Genomic DNA, 22,332 nt, shown 5'->3' on the forward strand with positions numbered 1-22,332 from the left:
GTCGTTTCGCGTCGTCGCATAGCGCCTGCGCGCGGCGACGTAACTGGTGGGCGATGTCACTTGGCCGCCATCGCACGCTTCACGCGCGCTTCGAGTTCGGATCCGCCGCCGTCTCCGAAGCCGTAGGCGGTGTGGACCTGCCGCCCCTTGGCATCGAACAGATAGACGCGCGGAATGCCGACCTTGCCGTCGGGGATGTCCTTGATGTCCTTGCCGATGATCTGGCGATACGCATCGACGTCAGCGACGACGTAATCGATGTCGCTCATGCCTGCGCGTTGCAGGAATTGCGCGATCGCGGCGGGCGGCTGGGTGCGATCGGGGTTACCCTCGCTGCGGTTGATGTAGAGGAAGTTGTACCCGCTGCCGAATTCCTGGCGCATCTTGTTCAGATACGGGGCTTCGGCGATGCACGGCGGACACCAGCTCGCCCAGATCGAGACGAGGGTGGGCTTGCCCGGCTTGATGCGCGATCCGAGCGGGATCGCCTTGCCGTCGCGCGTCTTCACCATGACCTGCGCGATCGTAGAGATCGAGCGACCGGTGGTCGGCGCGGTTTCCTGCGCCACAGCTGGCGCGATACTGAAAGCGGTCAGCGCGATCGCCAACACCGCGGTGCGCATGGTCATACCCGTTCCTCTTCCGGTGCCATGTTGTGGCCGAGCAGTTTCAACACGTCCTCGGCGGCCTGGATCAGGTTGGTGCCGGGGCCGAAGATCGCCTGCACCCCGGCGTCGCGCAGCGCCTGATAGTCCTGTGCGGGGATAACGCCACCCGCGATCACCTTGATATCCGCGCGCCCCGCCTCGCGGAGATAGCCGATCAGTTCGGGGATCAGCGTCTTGTGCCCCGCCGCGAGGCTCGAGGCGCCGACGATGTCGACGTCCTTTTCGAGCGCGAGCGCGGCGGCTTCGGCGGGGGTCTGGAAGAGTGGGCCGGGGACGATCTCGAAGCCCAGGTCGCCGAACATCGACGAGACGAGATTGGCGCCGCGATCATGGCCGTCCTGGCCCATCTTGGCGACGAGCATGCGCGGTTTGCGGCCCATCCGGCGCTCGGTGGCTTCGACGCCGTCGGTGAGGCGGGTCCAGCGTGCGTCGTCTTCGTAGGCGCCGCCGTAGATACCGGAAACGGGGGTGGGCTGCGTGCCATAGCGGCCGAACACGTCTTCCATCGCGGAGGAGATTTCGCCGAGCGTGGCGCGGGCGCGGGCGCACTCGACGGCGAGGGCGAGAAGGTTGGTTTCCGATCCTCCCCTGGAAGGGGAGGTGGCAGTCGCGCTGGCGACTGACGGAGGGGTATCGCCCTCTCGATGGGGCGCAACCCCTCCGTCATCGCTGCGCGATGCCACCTCTCCCGCCGGGGGAGGATTTCCGCATCGCGCGCCCTCCCGCAACGCATCGAGCGCAGCCCGGCACGCCGCCTCGTCGCGCGTCGCCTTGACCCGGTTGATGCGTTCGATTTGGCCCGCCCTCACCGCGACGTTGTCGACGTCAAGGATCTCGATCGCGTCCTGTTCGGCGAGCTTGTACTTGTTGACACCGACGATGACGTCCTCGCCGCGATCGACGCGCGCTTGGCGGCCGGCGGCGGCTTCCTCGATCATCGCCTTGGGCCAGCCCGCCGCGACCGCCTTCGCCATGCCGCCCTCGGACTGGATCCGCTCGATCAACGCCCACGCGCCATCGACCAGCGACTGCGTCAGGCTCTCGATATAATAGCTGCCGCCGAGCGGATCGACGACCTTGGTCATCCCCGTCTCTTCCTGGATCACGATCTGCGTGTTGCGCGCGATCCGTGCGGAAAAGTCGGTCGGCAGCGCGATCGCCTCGTCGAGCGCGTTGGTGTGGAGCGACTGCGTGCCGCCCAGCATCGCCGCCATCGCCTCGATCGTCGTGCGCATGACGTTGTTGTACGGGTCCTGCTCGGTGAGCGAGACGCCCGACGTCTGGCAATGCGTGCGGAGCATCTTCGAGCGCTCGTCCTGCGCGCCGAGCTGCGTCATCGCGCGGTGCCAGAGGACGCGGGCGGCGCGGAGCTTGGCGATCTCCATGAAGAAGTTCATGCCGATCGCGAAGAAGAACGACAGCCGCCCGGCGAACTTGTCGATGTCGAGGCCGGACGCGACGCCGTATTTTACATATTCCATGCCGTCGGCGATCGTGAAGGCGAGCTCGTGGAGCTGCGTCGCCCCGGCCTCCTGCATGTGATAGCCGCTGATCGAGATGCTGTTGAACTTGGGCATCTCGCGGCTGGTGTAGCCGAAGATGTCCGAGATGATCCGCATGCTCGGCTCTGGCGGGTAGATGTAGGTGTTGCGGACCATGAACTCCTTGAGGATGTCGTTCTGGATGGTCCCGTCGAGCAGTTTTCGGTCGACGCCCTGCTCCTCGCCGGCGACGATGAAGAAGGCGAGGATCGGGATCACCGCGCCGTTCATCGTCATGCTGACCGACATCTTGTCGAGCGGGATGCCGTCGAAGAGGATCTTCATGTCCTCGACCGAGTCGATCGCGACGCCAGCCTTGCCGACGTCGCCGGTGACGCGGGGGTGGTCGGAGTCGTAGCCGCGGTGCGTGGCGAGATCGAACGCTACCGACAGGCCCTTCTGCCCGGCGGCGAGGTTGCGGCGGTAGAACGCGTTCGAGGCTTCGGCGGTGGAGAAGCCGGCGTACTGGCGGATCGTCCAGGGGCGGCCGGCGTACATCGATGCGCGGACGCCTCGGGTGAAGGGGGCGAAACCGGGGAGGCCGGGGTCGGTGGTTACGTCCGCGGCGGTGTAGAGCGGCTTGACGTCGATGCCTTCGGGGGTCGGCCAGGTGAGATCGGCGCCCTTTACTTCCTTGGCGGCGAGCGCCTGCCAGTCTGCGAGCGTGGGGTTCGGTTTGTCAGTCATGCGAAGAACACCACCCCGGCGGAGGCCGGGGCCCAATTGGAGAGGTCGAAGTAATCGAGCGCCGCACCAGCCAAGGCGCCGTTGCCCAATTGGGCCCCGGCCTTCGCCGGGGTGGTGTTGGCTGCGGAGGTCACTTGCCCGTGAACACCGGCTTGCGCTTCTCGAGGAAGGCACGACCGCCCTCCATCGAGTCCGCAGACCCGCGCGTCACGCTGGTTCGCCGCCTCGGCCTGCATCGCGGTGGGGTAATCCGTCTCGTACGCCGTGGTTATCGCCCGACGCATCAGCCCGAGCGCGACCGTCGGCATCGCCGCCAACCGCTCAGCCAGCGCGAACGCCTCCGCATCGAGTGCGTCGTCCGCGACGACCTTGTGCACCATCCCCCAGTCGAGCGCCTTGGCCGCCGGCACCCGCTCGCCAAGCATCATCATCTCCGTTGCTCGCGCCTTGCCGATCAGGCGGGGCAGCATCCACGAGGCGCCACCGTCGGGCACCAGACCGATATTCACGAACGCCTGGAGGAAATACGCGGTCTCGCTGGCGACACAGAAATCGGCGGCCAGCGCGAGGCTGCAGCCGATCCCCGCCGCCGGGCCGCGCACCGCGCTCACCACCGGCACCGACAGATCGGCGATCGCCGCCATCGTCGGATTGTAACTGTTGGTCAGCGCGGCGAACGTCGCCTCGCCCGGATTGTCCGAACCTAGCGCTCCGCCGCCGACATCCGCCCCCGAACAGAACGCCCGTCCCGCACCAGCGATCAGCACCGCCCGCGCGCCGCCCAGATCGCTCAGCGCCGCGCGCAATTCCTCGAACATCGCCGGCGGTGCGGCGTTCAGCCGGTCGGGCCGGTTGAGCGTCAGCACCAGCACGTCGCCGCGCCGCTCGCTCAGGATATGCTCGTACGCGGCCATCAGATCCCTCCTAGTGCGCGCCGGTATCGCCCGGCGTCTCCATCAATTCGACCAGCATGCCGCCAAAATCCTTCGGGTGCACGAACACGATCGGCGTCCCATGCGCGCCGATCCGCGGTTCACCGAGCACGGTCGCGCCCTTCGCCTTCAGGTCGGCGACTGCGGCATGGATATCCGCCACCTCGAAACACACATGATGCTGCCCGCCCGCCGGGTTTTTGCGCAGGAAGCCGGCGATCGGCGAACTCTCGTCATACGGCTCGATCAGCTCGATCTGGGTGTTCGGCGCATCGATGAAGCACACTTTCACGCCCTGCGCGGGCAGGTCGAACGGCTCGCCGATCGCAGTCGCGCCGAGCAGCAGGCGATACGTCTCGACCGACTTCGCGATCGACGGAGTCGCGACCCCGACATGGTTGAGCCGGCCCAGCATGGCGGTCATCCTTCGATCCTCGGGCTGTCGGGCGTCCGGCGCGCCATCGCGGCGCCCTCGATCAACCCTTCGATACGGCTGACACGCTCGCGCAAGGCGACGTGGCTGTCGGCAAGACGCGCCAAGCCGGCACTCAGCCCCGTGAGTTTCGCGTCGAGCCCATCGAGCCGCTCCTGATAGGTCAGCAACGCCTTGATGACGCCGAACGCCTTTTCGGTCGCGCTCATGCGGCGTGGCTCATCGGCACCGGGTCGCCCGCCAGCGCACGATCGATCGCTTCCAGCGCGCGGTCGATCGACTGTTCCATCGAATCGATCTTCGCATGCCATTGCGGCAGCATCGCCTCGATCTCCGGCAGGATCAGCGCGAACGCCTTCTCATCCTCCCCGTCGGCGCGATCCTCCGTCGCGAGATATCGCGTCGAAGCTTCCCGGAGGACATGGCCGACGGATTTACCATTGCTGGCAGCAAAGGCATCGAGCGCTGCCTTGTGATCGGGCGAGGTCAAAAACGTCACGCGTTCGGTCTGCATGTCATGACTCCTTATCATGACATGATAATGTGCGGACGATCGCGATACAACGCGTCATTCCGCTGGCTCCGCGGCGGGCTTGGCCGGCACCGGCGGGACGACGCCGAGTGTATAGCCACAGACGCCGAGCACCTGCCGGATCATCGCATCACCGGTCGGCGCGACGAAGTTTGCCTGTACCGCGAAGCTGGCGCCGTTGGTCGTCTCGACCCGCACCGTCTTCGATTTCACCAGGAAACTGGTCAGCTTGGTGATCGCCGCGGGATCGGCGATGTAAGTACCGGTCCCCGGAAACTGCCAGTTATAGGTGAATGCCGGCCCACCATCGAAGCGCACCGCAACCAGCTTGTCGGCGCCCGACCCGAGCGGTTGCGGCTGGATGAACTGGATCGACACGATCGGCTCGGAGGCGACGTCGCACTTCACGACGAAGCGCGAGAGGCCGTCGTTACCGGTGACCGAAGCCGAGATGCTGCGCACGCCCGCCGAATTTGTGCGGTCGGCAAGCTTCCAGATTGGCGTGGGCGTGGGCGAAGTGGCTTGCAGGAGCAGGAGAAACGCGAGCATCAAACCTCCGTCCCCGTAGACGTCATTACCCCAGCAGAGGCTGGGACCTCAATCCGCAAGCCCGTCCCTTGCGACCCGAGTCCCTGGCTTTCGCCGAGTCGACGCGTCAAGGACTGGTCCACGTGACGTACCGGGTCACAGCGGGATGTTATCATGCTTCTTCCACGGATTCTCCAGCGCCTTGCCGCGGAGCTTCCGTAGGCCCAGCGCGATGCGGCGGCGCGTCGAGTGCGGCTGGATCACTTCGTCGATGAAGCCCTTCGACGCGGCAACGAACGGGTTGGCGAACCGCGCCTCGTATTCCGCGGTGCGCTCCGCGATCTCTTCCGGCGTTTTCCCGCGGAAGATGATCTCGACTGCGCCCTTCGCACCCATCACCGCGATCTCGGCGGTCGGCCATGCGTAGTTCAAGTCGCCGCGCAGGTGCTTCGACGCCATCACGTCGTATGCGCCGCCATACGCTTTCCGCGTGATGACGGTGATTTTCGGCACGGTCGCCTCGGCATAGGCGAACAGGAGTTTCGCGCCGTGCTTGATGATGCCGTTATGCTCTTGGGCGGTGCCGGGCAGAAAGCCGGGGACGTCGACGAAGGTCACGATCGGAATCTCGAACGCGTCGCAGAAGCGCACGAACCGCGCTGCCTTCTTCGAGCTGTTGATGTCGAGCACGCCAGCGAGCACCATCGGCTGGTTCGCGACGAAGCCGACCGTGCGGCCTTCGATCCGGCCGAAGCCGGTGATGATGTTGGCCGCATGCGCCGGCTGCGTCTCGAAGAAATCGCCTTCGTCGACGGTCTTCCGGATCAGCTCGTGCATGTCGTAGGGCTGGTTCGCCGACGCCGGGATCAGCGTGTCGAGGCTCTCCTCGATGCGGTCCCATTCGTCCGCGGTCGGGCGCTCGGGGACGCCGTCACGGTTCGACGCGGGCAGGAAATCGAAGAAGTCGCGCGCCGCAAGCAGCGCTTCGATGTCGTTCTCGAACGCGTTGTCGGCAACCGACGTCTTGGTGGTGTGAGTCACCGCGCCGCCGAGCGCCTCCTGCGTGACGACCTCGTTGGTCACCGTCTTGACGACGTCGGGACCGGTGACGAACATGTAGCTCGAATCCTTCACCATGAAGATGAAGTCGGTCATCGCGGGGCTGTAGACCGCGCCGCCGGCACACGGGCCCATGATGAGCGAGAGCTGCGGCACGACACCGGATGCAAGCGCGTTGCGCTGGAACACCTCGGCATAGCCGCCGAGCGAGGCAACGCCCTCCTGGATGCGCGCGCCGCCGCTGTCGTTGAGGCCGATGATCGGCGCGCCGACCTTCATCGCGCTGTCCATCACCTTGCAGATTTTTTGCGCGTGACGTTCGCTGAGTGAACCGCCGAACACGGTGAAATCCTGGCTGAAGACGAAGACGAGGCGGCCGTTGATCGTGCCCGAACCCGTGACCACGCCGTCGCCGGGGATCACCTGGTCCTGCATGCCGAAATCGACGCAGTTGTGCTCGACATACATGTCGAGCTCCTCGAACGACCCCTCGTCCAGCAGCACGTCAAGGCGCTCCCTCGCGGTGAGCTTTCCCTTGGCGTGCTGCGCTGCGATCCGCTTGAGGCCTCCGCCGACTCTGGCGGCTTCGCGGCGGCGTTCAAGCTCTTCGATCGTCGATGACATCGTCTCTCCGTCCTGCTGACTGCCTTCACAGAGCGGGATGCTATGCGCAAATGCAATGTTGCAAACTTGCCGACGTAATGTTTGCAAACTAGGCGGAGGGATGACCCTTCCTGCACGTCGCCTCTTCGTCGGACACCGCCTGCGCGACCTGCGCCGCGTCCTCGGGATTAGCCAAGCGGCGATGGCGGCGCGGATCGGCCTGTCGGTGAGCTATCTTTCGCAGATCGAGAATGGCGACCGGCCGGTGACCGAGGGCGTGCTGATCACGCTCGCGCGCGAGTTTCCGGCGGATTGGGGGAGCATCGACGCGGCGGACGATACGGCGTTGCTGATCGCGACGCTGGAGGCGGTGTCGGATACGAGCGTCGAGGCGCCTGCGCTCGACGAGACCGCGGTGCGGCGGGCGGTGAAGCACCAGCCGTTGTTGGCGCAACGGCTCGTCGCAATGCACGACGCGTATCGCCGCGCGCAGGAGCAGTTGCGGGCGCTCGACGACCGGTTGGTGGCCGGATCGGGCGCGCCGGGGTTGTTGCCGTGGGAGGACGTGCGCGACTGGTTTCACGCGGCAGGTAATTATGTGGATACGCTCGACCGGCGTGCGGAGGAGATTGGCGAGACTTTGGGCGCGGACCGAATTGCCGCGCTGGAGGCTCGGCTTGCGGCGCGCGGCGTGTCCGTCGCGATCTCGGGCGCGCTCGCCGCACCATTGCGCGACTATGACGGCGCGACATTGCGGCTCGACGGGTCGCAACCGGGCGAGACGACGCTGTTCTCGCTCGCGCATCAGGTCGCGCGGCACGAGTTTGGCGACGTCATCGGCGGGATCGTCGCGGCATCGGAAATGGCATCGGGGACGGCGCGCGCGCTGCTGACCGCGGGGCTGACCAACTACGCGGCGGGGGCGATCGTCATGCCCTATACCCGCTTCCGGACGGAGGCGCGGAGTGTCCGCCACGATATCGACCGGTTGCGGCGGATCTTCGGGACGAGTTTCGAGCAGACGTGTCATCGGCTGTCGACCTTGCAGCGGCCGGGCGCGCTCGGCATTCCGTTCTTCTTCTGCCGGGTTGACATGGCGGGGAACATTACGAAGCGGCACTCCGCCACGCGGTTGCAGTTCGCGCGGTTCGGGGGAGCGTGTCCGTTGTGGATAGTTCATGAAGCGGTCGCGATTCCGGACCGAATCCTGACGCAGCTGATCGAGACGACCGACGGCATCCGCTACGTCTCGATGGCGAAGGGGCTGGTGAAACCGTCCGAGACGTATACGCGGCCGGCGCGACGCTATGCGGTAGCGCTCGGGTGCGAGGAGGCGAACGCATCGGAGTTCATCTATGCGGATGCGCTGGGGACGGGCGGGATCGCGACGCCGATCGGATCTTCGTGTCGGGTTTGCTTGCGGACGGACTGCGACCAGCGGGCGTTTCCACCGGCGGCGAGTGACATCCGGGTCGATCCGGATAAGCGTGGGGCGGTGCCGTACGAGGTAATTTAGCGGAGACTACCGCCTACTGTACCACCCCGGCGAAGGTCGGGGCCCAATTGGGGGACAGCGATGACGAAGGACTGTGAGCCGTTACTTCCGACGTTCCAACTGGGCCCCGGCCTCCGCCGGGGTGGTAAGTCCGCCGGGGTGGTGGTCGCAATCAGGCTGCCGCCGGGTCCTTCGGAAAGAAATGCTCGACCACGCTGTTCGCCAGCCGCGATGGCCGCAGCGTCTCCGCATCGAGGCAGCACCAGCTCGACTTCACTTCGGCGAGCACATCCTCGCCGCGCTTGATGATCGTCTCGTAGAATGCGCGCGCGCCCTGGACCTTCTCGAGCAACACCGTTGCGATGACGTCGTCGTTGAGGAACGCCGGCTTGCGGTAGGTGATCTCGTGCTTGAGCGCGACCCAGAGATGCCCGGCCACCGCTTCGGCGGGCGCGAGGCGTTGCCAATGGTCGATCACTGCGGCCTGAACCCACTTCAGATAGTTCGCGTTGTTGACGTGACCCATGAAGTCGATGTCGTCCGGCTCTATGCCGATGGCGTAGGTATGGGGAATCGCTGTCGTCACGCGTAATATATAGCACGCGAACCTGAACATAGCGATGATGGCCCGGCCGCTCCGCCGATAAAAGACATCGACGGAACGGTGATCAGGCGGGGATGTCGGCGACGTGCCCCGGCAGCGTCTCGCCAAGCCCTTGGGCGATGCGAACCGCCACGGGATGCGTGCCCGGTTTTGCGAACAGACCCTGAGCGAGTTCGGCGGGAAGACCCGCGTGGATCGTCAGGTCGCCGACGACGCACGCGGAACTCTTGGCATGGCTGGGCCGCACTGCATGATGCTCGCGCTTTTCGACGGTGCGCCATGCCCTTGATGATACCGTCGATCGACTCCTGCTCGTTCGGCTGGATCGTCTCGATGGCGTCGCTGTAGGGCAGACAGGTCATGTAACCCTCATTTGCCCTTGGCGGCGCCGGGGACGAACGAGAACAGCTCGGTACGAAGCGATGCTGGTGCCCCCGGCTTGAACCAGCTCGTGTCCTGGATATGGCTCGCGGTCACATAGATGCGGCCATCCGCGCCTTCGGAGAAGGTGTCGGGCCAGCGCAGGCGCGGATCGGTCAGCACCGGCTCGACATGATCGCCGACCAGCCGGGTGATGCCATTGTCGGTGGGTGACGAGATATAGAGGACCCCCGCCTTGCTCATCCACAGACCGTCGGCGACGTGCGTCTGTGCCACCGTCTTCACGCCCGCCGCGCGGTCCGTCTCGCTGACGCCGTCGCGCAGCAGCGCGGTGTCGATCGCATACAACGTCTTGCCGGTGAGCGCCTGGTAGTAGAGCGTCTTGCCATCGTTGGAGATCGCGATGCCGTCGGCGGCAAAGGCCGGCTGGCGATTGTCGGGGCGGACGAGCGGCTTGCCGTCGGTCATCACCGTCACGCTCTTGTCGATCTGCGTCGACCCGTGCCCATCGAGCGCGCGGAAACCCTTGCCGGTTTCGAGATCGATGACGATGATCGCACCGCGTGTGCCCGAGTCCGTGATGTACCCGGTCCGGCCGTCGGGAGAAAAGCGGATGTCGTTGAGGTAGGTACCCTGCAACGCGACGTCGAGCGGCACCTTGATGACCTTCGTCACGCGGTTCGTCGCCAGATCGATCTTGACCAGCTTGGGCGCGCCTTCGAGGATCTTCTCGTTGCCGGGCGCGCCGGGATCGAGCACCCAAAGATTGCCGTGGCCATCGGGCACGATCGACTGCACGCAGACGAAATAATCGCCGACCGGCATCTCGTTCGACTTGGCGTTGCGCCAGCTGTTCCACTTGCCATCCGGATAGGCCCTCAGCGACCCGTCCTTCATCACTTCGGCGACCGAGATCGGCGCGTCGTCGGTCCAGCGCGGGAAATTGACGAAGCGGCGGCCATCGGCGGTGACTGCGACGCCGGTCGCCTGGTGATCGAACTGCGCGACTTGCGTCAACGCGCTGGCACCGCGCGGCCGGGCCTGCGCGACGCCGATCGCGGCGGCGGCGATCACCGCGATTGCAGCAGCGCCGGCGAGGAAGGGCTTGGTCTTGGACATCAAAAGGCTCCGGTCAACGGTATCGGAAAGATCGGCAGGGGTGCCGGTAAAAAGCTGGATCAGGTGGCGGGCGACCGCGCGCGGATTCTCACGCTGGGGAAAATGGCCGACGCCGGACAGTTCGACAAAGGCGAACGGACCGACGAATTTGCTCGGCACCGCCTTGCTGGCGGCGGGTGGATTCACGCCGTCGACCGCGCCCTGGATATAGATCGCCGGCAACGACAGCGTCTCGGTCGCCTTCACCTTGTCCTCGAGCCACTGGCTGCGGGAATCGGGCTCGGCTTCGTCCCACCGCGCACGGTAGCTGTGCAGCGTGACGTCGACCCAATCGGGCGTGTCGAAGGATCGCGCGACCCGCTGAAACGTCGCCTCGTCGAACCAGCCCCGCGGCGACCAGTTCTCCCAGTGAATATGCGCGAACCCCTTGCGGTCGTCGCGGACCGCCTGCGCACCGCGCCCGGTCGCCATGAACCAGTGATACCATTGCCGTTGCGCCTGCGCGAACGGCGGCGTCGGCATGCCGCCGAGACGCGGTGGCGTGGCGAGCATCGCCAGTCGCGCGACCCGGTCGGGCCAGCCGACCGCGAGCGCTTCGGCGGTATTCGAGCCCCAGTCATGTCCCGCGATCATGAACCGTTCGATGCCGAGCGCATCCATCAGCGCGATCATGTCCATCGCCAGCACTGCGCTGTTGCCGGTCCGCGGCGTCTCCGCGGCCAGGAACCGGGTCTCGCCGAAACCGCGCAGCGTCGGCACGATGGTGCGCAAGCCGGCGGCGTGGAGCATCGGCAGGACCGCGTCCCAGGTCGAGCCATCGTCCGGCCAGCCATGGATCAGCAGCACCGGCTGTCCCGCGCGGGCCCGTATCGGTATAGGCGATCGCCAGCGTGTCGGTAGTGATGATCGGCATGTCAGTGCGCCTCGATGTGCGTGCAAGACTCGGGTTTCGGCATCACGCGCCATGTTCCGTGCGTGCGCCATCGCGGCGTCATGCGCGCGCCGCCAGCTTGGCCCCGGCCGCGGTCGCCAGGCCAAAACCGACATGGTTCAGCGTGTGCAGGCCGATCGTGCTCGAATCCGCGTCCCATTCGGGAGGTTTGACGCCGAGCAACGGCCCCACGAGCCAGTGCATCGCCCCGTAGAACGCCAGGCCGAAACCGATCCCGGACACCAGCACGTCGCTGTCCTCGTCGGTCGCCGCAGCATAGACGATCGCCGCGCCCGCCGAGAGCAGCAGATGCCCGCCCTGCACGATCGCCTGCTCACCCGGCGCCGCCAACCGATCCGCCGGGGAGTCGCCAGCCCGAGCTTATGCGCGGTCGTCCGTTCGAGATCGACGAGTTCCGACGGTGTCCCGGTCGCCTTCTCGCCGCGCATCAGCAAGGCCGTGATCGCCAGCCCGGCAACGAGCCCACCTGCTACCGCGCCCATGGTCCGTCTGGTGCTCATGCGTCGTTCCCCCGGTCGTCGGGCAGGCTTTCCTCGCGGCCGGGCACCGACATGTCGTAGGCATTGAGCAGCAGCGAGACGAGGCAATAGCCGCCGACCAGATAGATCAGTTCGGCGGTGCGCTCCTCGCCGAATGCGGCAACCGCGCGCCGGTAGGTGGTTGCCGGGAGCTGGCGGCCGCCGGCCAGTGTGGCCGCAACGTCGTAGGCGGCGGCTTCTTCCTCGGTCAGGTCGGCAGGACGCTGGCCCGCCGCGATCGTCGCGACCTTTGCATCGCTCAAGCCGACGGCCGCCCCCACCCGCTCATGCGCGTACAGTTCGTACCGCGAATTGAACGCCGCGCCTGTGACGAGGATCGCAACCTCATGCGCGGCCTTGGGTAGCGTCGCGTTATCGATCAGCGCCTTGGTATAGGTCCACGCCGCGCGACCAAAGGCGGGGAAGCGCAGCATCGGGGCGAACGGCCCGATCAGGGCGCCGTCGTCCCGACGCGACACGAACCCCTTGAGATGCTCGGCGATGTAAGCGCCCATCTCGTCATGCAACGGACGCAGCTCGGCGGGCATGTCCGCGGGCGGAAACGGCGCGGCGCGCATCAGCCCTGCCCCGCCCCGGCGTCGCGCGCGACCGGCTCGTGATAGGGGCATCCGTTGGTGCGCGCACGGAAGTCCGCCGAATGGCGATACGTGTCCTTGCGGACGCGGTTGATGTTGCCCAGCGGGCGATGCGCGGCGATGCCGGTCCACACGCTGAAGCGGCTTTCCTCGTTGATGCGACGGACATGATCGTCGCTCCAGCTATCCTGTGCCGCCGCGCGCACCGTGCCGACGCGGAGGAACGGCGCATCCTGCTCGTCCCATTGCACGGTCGCGTCCTCGACCGGCTGCGCGTCGAGATCGCGGCATAGCTGGACCCGGAATTCCCATTCGAGATCCATGCCACGCACCTCGGCACGGACCTCCTCGCGGATCGCGTTCTCGCGCCCGTCGACGTCGATCTCCTTGCCGGTGAGCGCGGTCATGTCCGGTGCGACCGGCGCCAGGCTGAACTTGGCGATATAGTCACCATATCGGAACGCGGTGGCGCTATAATAGGTATCGCCAAGCGGCTCCGAATTGGGCGCACCGCCAAGCGAGTTCAGTCCGCTCGGCAATTCGCCGCCGACCGCTTCGAGAGCATGCCGGACCCCGCGCAACACCGCGGAGGCAACCGTCTTGGTGCCCTCCATACGGTCCGTCGTTCTGGCGAGAAGCTTCAAATTGCCGAGAAACTTTTCTGCGGTCTTGGCCTGGAACACCGGGCCGTTGACCATGACGAAATCCTGCGCGCTGCCCTCGGCGCCCGGCAGTCGCTCACCCTCGACATCGAAGACCTTCATCGCCAGGCCGCGAGGCAGGCTGATGACGTCGGGCAGGATATCGCCCGCATTGGTCGAGAGACGGATCAGCACCTTGTGCACACCCGGCGTGGCGAACAGTCCCTGCGCCAGCTCCGCGGGCAGGTTCGCATCGACCGTCAGCTCGCCTTCGAGCAGTCCGTGCGACTTTGCGTGGACCGACCGAACCGCATGGCCGTAATCCTCCGCGGTGCGCTCGAGGATGATATCGAACGCGTCGTTGAGCTTGGCGACGGTCGCCTGCTCGTCGTCCTGCTTCTGCTCGACGTCGGCGCTATAGCGGATCGGTCCGTTGACCATGTCTTTGCCTTTCAGTGATCGTAAAGAGATGGGACGCGCCGGCATCGACGCGTCCTATCGGCCGGTCTTATCGGTTGGCCTCAGCGCTTGCGCGGGGCGCCGGCAAACGCCGCCTTCAGCCGTGCAACCGCCAGGTCGTTGGCGTCCTTCGCGCCGCGCACCACCTTCGCCATCCCGAAGAATTCGTGCGTCACGCCGGGGAAGGTGCGCTGTTCGACCCGGTCCCCCGCCGAACGCATCGCCTGCGCCAGCGTCTCGCCGTCGGAGCGCAGGGGATCGATCTGCGCGTTGATGATCGTGGTCGGCGGCAGGCCACGCAGATCGGCGGCAACGAGGTTCAGCCGGGGATCCTGCGCGTCGGCCTTGCTCGACTGATAGTAATAGCCAAACCATTGCAGCATCGCGGCATTGAGCGGCTTGGCATTCGCGGAATCACGGCGCGACGGCAACGACGCATCGTTGTTCGCGATCGGATAGACCGAAACGATGTGTAGCGGCATCGTCAGGCGGTTGTTGCGCGCGTAGATCGCGGTCGCGACCGCCAGATTGCCGCCCGCGCTTTCACCCGCGATCGCGATTTTCGCGGGGTTGCCACCCCATGACGCGGCATTCGCCAGCGTCCAGCGATACGCGGCGGCGGCATCGTCATGCTGCGCCGGGAATTTGAACTCCGGCGCGTGCCGGTATTCGACCGATACCACGATCGCGTTGAGCGCCTTGGCCATCGCCCGCGGGGCTGCGTCATAGGTATCGACGTCGGCGATCACCCAGCCACCGCCATGATAATAGACCAGGACCGGCAAGCGGGCTGCACGCGCGCCATTTGCGGAACCGGCGGTCGCGGGCTTGTAGATCCGGGCGAACTGCTTGGGATCGGCACCATAGGGGATGTCCTGCGTCGTCACGCTCTGGTCGGGCGTGGTCGGCATGCCCTTGCTCGCCATCAGGGCCTTGGCTCCGTCCGCTGCCGACGGCTGTTGGCGTGCCTCTGCCGGCGTGAGCGTCTCGATCGGCTTGCCGCCGAGTGCCGCGAGTGCATCGAGCACCTGTTGCATGTCGGGCGCGGCCTTTGCGGGCTGCGTCGCGGTTGCGGCGGGCGGTGGTGGTGGCGGTGCGGAAATCGACCGCGGCGACTGCGCGATGGCGCCACCAGCGGTCAACACCAGCGACGATGCGAAGACGCTACGGGCGAGCGCCTGCTTGAGGGAAAGTGTCATGGAGCCTCCTGTTATCTAGAGGCAGCAACCCCGGTCTTGACACAATGGTTGCGGTACGGAACCGGACACAGCCCCGATCCCTTTGAGGAGCGGGCCTTTTTCCGGGAAGCAACGATGACGTGGAATGTATTGGGAACCGCCGAACCCGATGTGTTGATCGAGCACATCCAACAGGGCGATACCAAGAACCTGTTGCTGCGCAGCCTGAGCACCGACGACTTCGCGCTGCTTGCACCGCATTTGACCCGCGTGCCGTTTTCGATCGGCGATACCCTGTCGCATGCAGGGGATGTGATCGACAGCCTGTGCTTCCCGGAAGAGGGTATCGCCGGGGTGCTCGACGCGCTCGAAGGCGAGCATCGCTATGCCGTCGGGCTGATCGGTGCCGAAGGGTGCATCGGCTGGCCATTGCTGCTCGGCACGACACGATCGCCCTATGACGTGGTGATGCGGGCGGAACGCGGCGAGGCCTTGCGGATTTCGGCCGAGCGCTTCGTTACGCTCGCCGAGCAGAGCACCACGCTGCGCCTGTCGCTGTTGCGGTTCGTCAACGTCTTCATGATCCAGATGGGACGGACGATCGTCTCGTCGCTCGCGCATTCGATCGAGCGGCGCATGGCACGCTGGATCCTGCTGTATCACGATCGCGTCCGCGACGACGACATCTGCATGACCCATGAGGAGTTTCGACTGATGCTTGGCGTCCGTCGGAGCAGCATCACCGATGCGCTCCACCGGCTCGAGGAGGAGCAGGCGATCCGGGCGGTTCGTGGCCGCGTGATCGTTCGCGATCGCGCCAAGTTGATGCTGCTCGCCGCAGACACCTATGGCCATGCGGAGGCCGAATATCGGCGCCTGCTGGGGGAATGACCCGGGCCTTCCCTCCAGCCCCCGCGCTATCGATGGGAGTCGCCAACCGAGGGGGCTTCGGGTCGACGAGAACCACCCGACTCCGCCCCCTCCCTGGGCTCAGTAGGTCGGCGCGCTCGCGTCCGCCAATGCCTGTCGCAGGGGCCATCCCTGCGACGCATCGTTCGCGATCAAGCGACGCACGGCGGTCTGCGAACCGACCTGATTATAGTGACCGGCATCGAAATATAGCAGCCCGCCGTCGGCGCTCTCGACGATACAGCGCCGTTTGGGGCACATCGCCTTGAGCGGCGAAAGATAGGTAAACCCGATCGCCTTCGCCTGTGCCGCGAGTTCCCGATCGTTTTTCCACAGGCGCGGTTCGATGGTTCGTGCCAGCAGTCCCGGATCGCTTCGCCTGACGCTCTCTGCCATGATCCGGGGCACCGGCATGGAATATTCCGGGGTCGGCCCCATGACGATCAGCGCGATGCCCTTGCCCGCAAGCCGATCATGCAGCCGTTTCAGCGCGGGAATATCCAACCGGATCCAGCGCCAGATCACGAGCACCGCATCGGGCCGCGCGGTATCCAGGTCGCGGACCAGCACCTGGTGCATCAGGTCGTCGCACACGCGACCGGTCGGCCGCGGATCGAGCGGCATCTCACAGCCGAACACGACCGCAGTCTGGAAATGCACCTGTGGCAGTACCACCGATAACCCACGCCACATCATCGATGCATGGCTGTCTCCCACCAGCAGCCAATTGGGCTTGCCCTGTTCCCGCGCGAGACATGGGATCTTGTCGAAGTCGCCAACGCTGCTTTGATTGGTGAGAAAGCAGTTCGCCTTGGGCTTTGGCATCGATCCGGACTGGCCCCCGGCGCTTGCTATCGCCAGAACCGTCGGGGAAAATCGTTCCGGCAGGCCGCCGGTCGCCAGGATACCGACCTGCAACAGCGCTGCGATGGCGATCAGCCCGCCGCACCATGCGCCCAGTCGGCGTGGTGCCATCTTTCCGCGAAAGGGGCCTTCGATGAATTTCCAGGACGCAAATCCGAGGATCGCCGTCACGATCAGAACGATGACCGCGTCCCGTATCAGCAGTTTGCCGATCAGTCGGTGCTGGCGGTAGAGAACGATGACCGGCCAGTGCCAGAGATACAGCGAATAGGACGCCAGGCCGATATAGCGCGCCGGGGAAACGCTCAACACGCGATGCACGATCGTCGATGTGCCCTGACCGGTGATCAGAACCAGCGCCGCTCCCAGGCAGGCCGGCACGACGACCAGCCCCGGAAACCCGTGCTCGGGCCGTACCAGCAGGAGGGAGGCGGCGATCAGACCCAGCCCTGCCGCGGCGGAGGCCAAGCGCGTCAGCGGCCGGGATGTCAGCCAGTCCCCCCGCATCTGCGATGCGAGGACGCCGACCATCAATTCCCACCACCGGCTAGGCAGAAGATAGAATGCCGCTGCGGCGTTCGTCCGGACATAGGCGATGCTCACCGCCAGCGAGAGCAGTGCCGTCGCCGTCATGATCGGCACCAGCCATCGTTTCCACCGGGAATGCGCGATCAGCAACGGCAGGAACGGAAATACCAGGTAGAATTGTTCTTCGACACCCAGCGACCAGGTATGCAGCAACGGCAAGGTCGCGCTGTCGGCCGCGAAATAGTCCGATGTGAAATAGAAGAATATGTTGCCGACACACGCCAGCGCCGCCAGCGCACTGGTGGCGAAACTCGCCAGCTCCTGGGGATAGAGCGGGATCGTCGAAACCAACGTGGTGGCGATGATCATCACAACGAACGCCGGTGCGATCCGGCGCAGGCGTCGCAGGTAGAAATCGCCAAAGGTGAACCGCCGCGCCGCAACGCTGGCAAGGACGATCCCGCCGATCAGATATCCCGATATGACGAAGAAGATATCGACACCCAACCCGCCCGCCGGGAAGCGGGTCGGGAACAGATGATAGATGATGACCGCAATAACCGAGATCGCGCGCAGACCATCGATGTCGCCACGATATGGCGTGGCATGCACCGGCGCAGTCGTCGCCCGGTCCGATCCTAGATCCGAACCGTCACGCTGTCCCGATCGTCCATGTACGACAAACGCCGCCCCCGCCTGCATATTTCTCTCCCCCGGCGGCGGGTTAGCAAACCATTTTCATATGGCAATACTATCGAGGTCGGCCATTTGCCTCGATCACGCGTGAACCCTCTCTTTTTCGTACAAATGCAAACCGACCGAACAGAAACCTCCATTTCGATGCAATTTGCTACGGCTTCTCGGGTTCAATCCCGCCAAAAACCCAGCCCAATTCTACGCTGTATTTGCCAACGGCGAATCCATCGCATCGAGCGCTTCGGATATAAGCGCCGCGACGACCGTCCAGCCGAGCTGCTCCGCCTCGACCAGCGCATCTTCGAGATGTTCGCGAAGGCGTTGGTCGGGCTTGAGCGCGCGTTGCGGCATGCACTATTCCAGTCGAGCAGGGTTCGGCTTTCAAAGCCTGGCATGGTCGCCACGGTAAGAGCCTGTGACAGATCACGTCAATCGCTGCGCGCTGGTGTAACGAAAAGCCGTGCCGCATGGCACCGTCGGCGATCTGGATGGTTGTTCCAGAAAGCCATACCGGCTGGAGAGATGACCATGAAACTGACCGGAAAATTCGATACGCGCCGTGAAGCCGAGATGACCGTCGAGCGGCTGGTCCAGCAATTCAACATAGATCGTGCCAAGGTCCTGGTTGCCCCGGATGGCGAGGCGAACTCCGCGGGCACCGAAGATGCCGGCGCCGACGCCGCTGCTGGCACATCAAGCCAAGAGACGCGAGATGATGCCGCGTTGAACGGCAGGGTCGTGGTCACGGTCGACGTCGCTGATGACGCCACCGCCGACGAAGTGCGCTCCGCGTTTAACGAGTTCGACGCATCGGCGTAGGTTCGACCGGTGGGTGATCAGAAGCGCGCGTAAAAGGCGTGTGAGTCGCGCGCTAATGGTCCCGCGTGTTCCGCGCATTGCTCGAGCAATGCGCGAGCATCGCCAAGGCCGTGACTAACGTAGCATCGCGTCGCATAGCCATCGATCAGCATGTCCAACCCCATCCCGAAATCATCCGAAAACCAGTCTTCGTTCATCGGCCCATAGTCCAATTCCGAAACACCGAATTTCTCGACGATCGCAGCCAAGACATTTCCGCTCGCCGGTTCGATATCGGACGTCTCGATGCGAGCGGGAATGGCATTGGCGGCACACACTATCAGCAACCCGAATACCAACGTGGTGTGATAGGAATGAATGAAGCGATAGAGATCGGCGTCGTGCTGTGGCAAAGAGTTCGCCGTCCTACTGTCGAATGTAATCGACGGTACAAAGCCAAATTTCTTGTATATTGATCTCAGGGCAGCGTCTGCCTGATGGAAGGTCGCGCCGCGACATTCCAGAAACACCTGCGTCAGGCAGATTTCCCCGACGAGATCCCAGTCCGCATCGCAGAACGTATAGGCCAGATCGTGATCCAGCGCGATCGCCACGTCGGGGAATATCGTACAGTGCTCCGATCGGCGACGGCCAAAATCGGTCTCGAACATCGCCGAATGCGTCTTTGCATAAAGATCCGTCCTCGCCATCATCGAGGGGTGCGTAAATCGCGACAAGAGCGATGACCGGCATACAAGATGTTCGGCGACGGCAACGTTCGTCACCCGCTCATACAGCCATGTCGCTTCGTGATGCCGAAACGGGAGCCGCTCGACGCCGAAATATCCGGGCGACCGGATCAGTGCCTCGATCCGCGCCAGCATAGGCAAGCACACACCATAGCGTCGCGCGCACAATAGAATGATACCGAACCGGCTTGCCTCGGCTGGCCGCCGTTCCGCGTTGGCAATAAATGCCTCAGTACACACCTCATGCACCGCCCATGAAACGAATGCCACGACGCGGTCGCGAAGCTGACCGGCGCGCGTGACGACCGGTTCCGCCAGTTCGAAGAACAGCAGGATTTCGGAAATGACCTTCGATGCGCGCAACCCTTGGGATTGAAACGTGTCGGCGTCTATCGCGTCCAACTTGGCGATAAGCGGCCTGACCGACAAGAAGTACTTTACCAGTTCGATCGTGATGCATTCGTCTTCGACGGTCTTATCGGCCATGACATTGCTCATATGTATAATGGCGCCTCGTCATGGCCATGATGCGAAGACGAAACGCCATTATGTCAGTGATTCTCAATGCTGAGCGATCGTCTTTCCGATGGTCGACGGGTTTGCGACCTTTTCCAGGCCGCCCTGAATTCCCGTAACCAGGAAATAGTGGGACCCACCGACGACATTCCAGTCGGCGACGACGTTCGGATCATTCAGAACCGTCGAAGATACACTGAGGGCGTCGCGCATCGATGTATCGAGATTGATGATCTTCCGATCGTGGAGCGAGTGGGCAAGTTCCGCGATCTGTTTTTGCGTTGGCATCATACTCTCCTTTTTGGGTGATTCGCCCTGGGAGGAAAATACTCGTCTGCATGATATTATGAATGTCAGTATGCACTAAAACGGAGGCAAACTTTGTTATACGATAAATTCTGTTGACTGTTCCACTTTGCTCGCGACTGGCCGCGGAGCAAGATTCCGCAGAGCATAGTGGCGATCATATCGATCCTGCTGCGTGAGTATGGTTGGCCTGCCACGAACAGCCTGGTTTGACGGTTTACGGCGCGCACTGTCGGCGAATAGTCATGGTGCGGCAAAATGCCGGGTGTAAAATATGGCCATGACGATACGCCTAATCTGCCTCGATGCCGACGACACGCTCTGGCACAACATGCGGCACTTTAATGCGGCCGAGGATGCGCTGCTGGAGATGCTGCGGCCGTTCGCCGACGCGCAGGTCGCCCGCCCGACGCTGGAAGCGTGCGAGGCGCGCAACCTGCCGCTTTACGGTTACGGCGCGAAGGGTTTCACGCTGTCGATGATCGAGACCGCGGTCGAGCTTTGCGGTGTCGATCTGAAACCGACGATGGTCGCGGACATCCTCGCGGCAGGCCGGTCACTGCTTGCGCACCCGGTCGAACTGTTCGACGGGATCGCGCAGACGCTGGAGGATTTGGCGGATCGCGGGCGGCTTGTCCTCGTCACGAAGGGCGACCTATTGCATCAGGAGGCGAAGCTTGCCGCATCTGGCCTCGGCGATCGGTTTGCCGGTGTCGAGATCGTCAGCGACAAGACCGCCGATACCTTCACGCGGCTGTTCAAGCGTTATGCGGTGCAGCCTGCCGAGGTGGTGATGGCAGGGGACTCGATGCGCTCCGACGTGCGTCCGGCGCTGGAGGCTGGGGCATGGGCGGCCTATGTTCCACAGGACGGCGCGTGGGCTCATGAACATGCGACGCCCCCTGAGGATTCCGATCGTTTCGAGACGCTGGGAAGCCTCGCCAAACTGCCCGCGCTGATCGATCGTATCAATCGCGGTTGACCCTTCGGTTCGGGCAGGCGCCCTGGTCAGAAAACTTTCGGGTCGATCGTCATCTGCTTGCCCTTCATCGTACCGCTGCGTTTGCCGCTTCCGACCAGATCCCACACCTGCTTGGGCGAGGGCAGGGCTGTGAACGATGGAAAGACGGACGTCGTGCTTTCGACATCCTCCAGCGACACCGCATAGGTCCCGCTCTTGTCAATCTGGCCCATCAGCGAAGGATAGACGCTGACGACCCGACCGGCATCGTAGAGTGCCATGATGTAACCACCCGTGCTCGCGCTCGACCGATAGACGCCGTACTCGGTGCTTGCGGTGCCGTCACGACACCAGTTCGGTTGCGGCACGGGCGCAGTCGGCTTCTCCTCCGTTTTTGCCTTTGCTGCCATGGTGCTGGCCATCAGTGACATCAGCAGGTCGCCACCGTTCGGTTTGGCCTGTTTGGCCTTGGTGAACGTCATCGGCGTGGCGCAAGTCTTGACCGGAGCTGCCGCGATGGTTGCGATGGTAGTTGAGGGCGGCCAACGGACGGCCTTGATCACCTGTTGCATGCTGGCGTCGAGCTGGTCCGCGGTCAGCGTCTTCGCACTCATGCGGATGCTGACAATCCATTCGCCGACCGGCACGACCGCGAGGGCGGTACTCCGATATGCGCCGCCGGGTGAGGCATAGACCTGGCGCAGGGACGTTGCCGTGCCACTGTTCGTCGCGGCGAAGGCGATCGGATCGGCGCTTGCCGGGGCGGCATGGCGGAAGATGTCGCGCGTTTCGAGTGCGGTCTGCGACCGATCGAACCATAGCGCCACATCGGGAATCGCGGGGTGGAAGAGATAGATCGTTGCGAACACGCTCTTGTCCGCTACGTCATATTGCGCCGCCACGTCATGCTCGGTCTCGGTCGCATCGGTCAGCGTCGTGCGCGAAAGACCGGCCAGTTGCGGCATGAGAATCAGGCCGGTTTCGGCGTGTTTCCAGCCCTTGTCGGCCGGCACGCCCAGATCCCGCGCCGTGACCGGCGTTGCCATGACCAGCGCCACTATCAGCACCCACTTGTTCAC

At 64.4% G+C, this 22,332-nt stretch carries 23 protein-coding genes and 1 pseudogene; 4 read left to right on the forward strand and 20 right to left on the reverse strand.

The annotated features are described in order from the left end of the window. Positions 1 to 56 precede the first annotated feature (56 nt). The 8 genes and pseudogenes from QP181_RS14025 to QP181_RS14060 all read right to left on the reverse strand — a co-directional run bounded on the left by QP181_RS14025 (position 57) and on the right by QP181_RS14060 (position 7,004). The gene (locus tag QP181_RS14025; RefSeq protein ID WP_333928915.1) at positions 57 to 629 is read right to left on the reverse strand and encodes a TlpA family protein disulfide reductase; all 573 of its coding nucleotides are present in this window, start codon (positions 627 to 629) and stop codon (positions 57 to 59) included. Further along, positions 626 to 2,896, reverse strand: a complete 2,271-nt coding sequence (gene scpA, locus QP181_RS14030; protein ID WP_333928916.1) for a methylmalonyl-CoA mutase — start codon at positions 2,894 to 2,896, stop codon at positions 626 to 628. Before scpA ends, QP181_RS14025 begins: the two co-directional genes overlap by 4 nt. 130 nt (positions 2,897 to 3,026) lie before the next feature. Next, positions 3,027 to 3,810: pseudogene (locus QP181_RS14035) on the reverse strand (enoyl-CoA hydratase-related protein). 10 nt (positions 3,811 to 3,820) lie between these two features. Then, positions 3,821 to 4,243 carry a methylmalonyl-CoA epimerase gene (gene mce, locus QP181_RS14040; RefSeq protein WP_132735338.1) on the reverse strand — a complete coding sequence of 141 codons (423 nt, stop codon included), beginning with the start codon at positions 4,241 to 4,243 and terminating at the stop codon, positions 3,821 to 3,823. Between the two features lie 5 nt (positions 4,244 to 4,248). Continuing rightward, positions 4,249 to 4,470, reverse strand: coding sequence for a hypothetical protein (locus tag QP181_RS14045; protein WP_055882014.1), 222 nt, complete (start codon positions 4,468 to 4,470; stop codon positions 4,249 to 4,251). Next, positions 4,467 to 4,775: a hypothetical protein gene (locus QP181_RS14050; protein ID WP_333928917.1), complete on the reverse strand. Its 309-nt coding sequence runs from the start codon at positions 4,773 to 4,775 to the stop codon at positions 4,467 to 4,469. Before QP181_RS14050 ends, QP181_RS14045 begins: the two co-directional genes overlap by 4 nt. A 54-nt stretch (positions 4,776 to 4,829) precedes the next feature. Further along, complete coding sequence (locus tag QP181_RS14055) at positions 4,830 to 5,342, reverse strand: hypothetical protein (protein ID WP_333928918.1); 513 nt, start codon at positions 5,340 to 5,342, stop codon at positions 4,830 to 4,832. Positions 5,343 to 5,477: 135 nt separating this feature from the next. Next, on the reverse strand, positions 5,478 to 7,004 hold the full coding sequence (locus QP181_RS14060) for an acyl-CoA carboxylase subunit beta (protein ID WP_121905054.1): 1,527 nt from the start codon (positions 7,002 to 7,004) through the stop codon (positions 5,478 to 5,480). Between the two features lie 100 nt (positions 7,005 to 7,104). Between QP181_RS14060 and QP181_RS14065 the strand changes: the two genes are divergently transcribed. Continuing rightward, complete coding sequence (locus QP181_RS14065; protein ID WP_333928919.1) at positions 7,105 to 8,499, forward strand: helix-turn-helix domain-containing protein; 1,395 nt, start codon at positions 7,105 to 7,107, stop codon at positions 8,497 to 8,499. 151 nt (positions 8,500 to 8,650) lie between these two features. Here QP181_RS14065 and QP181_RS14070 read toward each other — a convergent pair whose 3' ends face one another. The 7 genes from QP181_RS14070 to QP181_RS14100 form a co-directional block, all read right to left on the reverse strand. Continuing rightward, positions 8,651 to 9,064: an acyl-CoA thioesterase gene (locus QP181_RS14070; protein WP_332756041.1), complete on the reverse strand. Its 414-nt coding sequence runs from the start codon at positions 9,062 to 9,064 to the stop codon at positions 8,651 to 8,653. An 82-nt stretch (positions 9,065 to 9,146) separates the two neighbouring features. Next, positions 9,147 to 9,329, reverse strand: coding sequence for a hypothetical protein (locus QP181_RS14075; RefSeq protein ID WP_333928920.1), 183 nt, complete (start codon positions 9,327 to 9,329; stop codon positions 9,147 to 9,149). A 122-nt stretch (positions 9,330 to 9,451) separates the two neighbouring features. Further along, positions 9,452 to 11,428, reverse strand: coding sequence for an L-dopachrome tautomerase-related protein (locus QP181_RS14080; protein ID WP_333928921.1), 1,977 nt, complete (start codon positions 11,426 to 11,428; stop codon positions 9,452 to 9,454). Positions 11,429 to 11,573: 145 nt separating this feature from the next. Continuing rightward, a complete protein-coding gene (locus tag QP181_RS14085) occupies positions 11,574 to 11,864 on the reverse strand; it encodes a hypothetical protein (protein WP_333928922.1) in 291 nt (96 codons plus the stop codon). A 166-nt stretch (positions 11,865 to 12,030) separates the two neighbouring features. Beyond that, a complete protein-coding gene (locus tag QP181_RS14090) occupies positions 12,031 to 12,630 on the reverse strand; it encodes a carboxymuconolactone decarboxylase family protein (protein WP_333928923.1) in 600 nt (199 codons plus the stop codon). Next, the gene (locus QP181_RS14095) at positions 12,630 to 13,730 is read right to left on the reverse strand and encodes a catalase family protein (RefSeq protein ID WP_333928924.1); all 1,101 of its coding nucleotides are present in this window, start codon (positions 13,728 to 13,730) and stop codon (positions 12,630 to 12,632) included. The genes QP181_RS14090 and QP181_RS14095 overlap by 1 nt, the downstream gene beginning before the upstream one ends. Before the next feature lie 80 nt (positions 13,731 to 13,810). Further along, entirely contained in the window at positions 13,811 to 14,947 is a 1,137-nt protein-coding gene (locus QP181_RS14100; protein ID WP_333928925.1) for an alpha/beta hydrolase, read from the reverse strand. Between the two features lie 114 nt (positions 14,948 to 15,061). Here QP181_RS14100 and QP181_RS14105 point away from each other — a divergent pair, with 114 nt between their 5' ends. Then, a complete protein-coding gene (locus QP181_RS14105) occupies positions 15,062 to 15,817 on the forward strand; it encodes a Crp/Fnr family transcriptional regulator (protein ID WP_333928926.1) in 756 nt (251 codons plus the stop codon). Between the two features lie 99 nt (positions 15,818 to 15,916). Here the strand turns inward: QP181_RS14105 and QP181_RS14110 are convergent, their stop codons facing one another. Then, positions 15,917 to 17,839: an acyltransferase family protein gene (locus QP181_RS14110; protein ID WP_333928927.1), complete on the reverse strand. Its 1,923-nt coding sequence runs from the start codon at positions 17,837 to 17,839 to the stop codon at positions 15,917 to 15,919. A gap of 282 nt (positions 17,840 to 18,121) precedes the next feature. After that, positions 18,122 to 18,274 (reverse strand): hypothetical protein, encoded by a 153-nt coding sequence (locus QP181_RS14115; protein ID WP_165886437.1) that lies wholly within the window; start codon positions 18,272 to 18,274, stop codon positions 18,122 to 18,124. Between the two features lie 141 nt (positions 18,275 to 18,415). Between QP181_RS14115 and QP181_RS14120 the strand changes: the two genes are divergently transcribed. Then, a complete protein-coding gene (locus tag QP181_RS14120; protein WP_333928928.1) occupies positions 18,416 to 18,742 on the forward strand; it encodes a hypothetical protein in 327 nt (108 codons plus the stop codon). Between the two features lie 17 nt (positions 18,743 to 18,759). Here QP181_RS14120 and QP181_RS14125 read toward each other — a convergent pair whose 3' ends face one another. Continuing rightward, entirely contained in the window at positions 18,760 to 19,956 is a 1,197-nt protein-coding gene (locus tag QP181_RS14125) for a DUF6895 family protein (RefSeq protein WP_333928929.1), read from the reverse strand. A gap of 75 nt (positions 19,957 to 20,031) precedes the next feature. Further along, positions 20,032 to 20,274 carry a hypothetical protein gene (locus QP181_RS14130; protein ID WP_132734839.1) on the reverse strand — a complete coding sequence of 81 codons (243 nt, stop codon included), beginning with the start codon at positions 20,272 to 20,274 and terminating at the stop codon, positions 20,032 to 20,034. Positions 20,275 to 20,572: 298 nt separating this feature from the next. Here QP181_RS14130 and QP181_RS14135 point away from each other — a divergent pair, with 298 nt between their 5' ends. After that, the gene (locus QP181_RS14135) at positions 20,573 to 21,274 is read left to right on the forward strand and encodes an HAD family hydrolase (RefSeq protein WP_333928930.1); all 702 of its coding nucleotides are present in this window, start codon (positions 20,573 to 20,575) and stop codon (positions 21,272 to 21,274) included. A gap of 26 nt (positions 21,275 to 21,300) precedes the next feature. Here the strand turns inward: QP181_RS14135 and QP181_RS14140 are convergent, their stop codons facing one another. Beyond that, the gene (locus QP181_RS14140) at positions 21,301 to 22,332 is read right to left on the reverse strand and encodes a hypothetical protein (RefSeq protein WP_333928931.1); all 1,032 of its coding nucleotides are present in this window, start codon (positions 22,330 to 22,332) and stop codon (positions 21,301 to 21,303) included.

The sequence above is a fragment of the Sphingomonas sp. LR55 genome (genome assembly GCF_036856015.1).
Taxonomy (GTDB): domain Bacteria; phylum Pseudomonadota; class Alphaproteobacteria; order Sphingomonadales; family Sphingomonadaceae; genus Sphingomonas.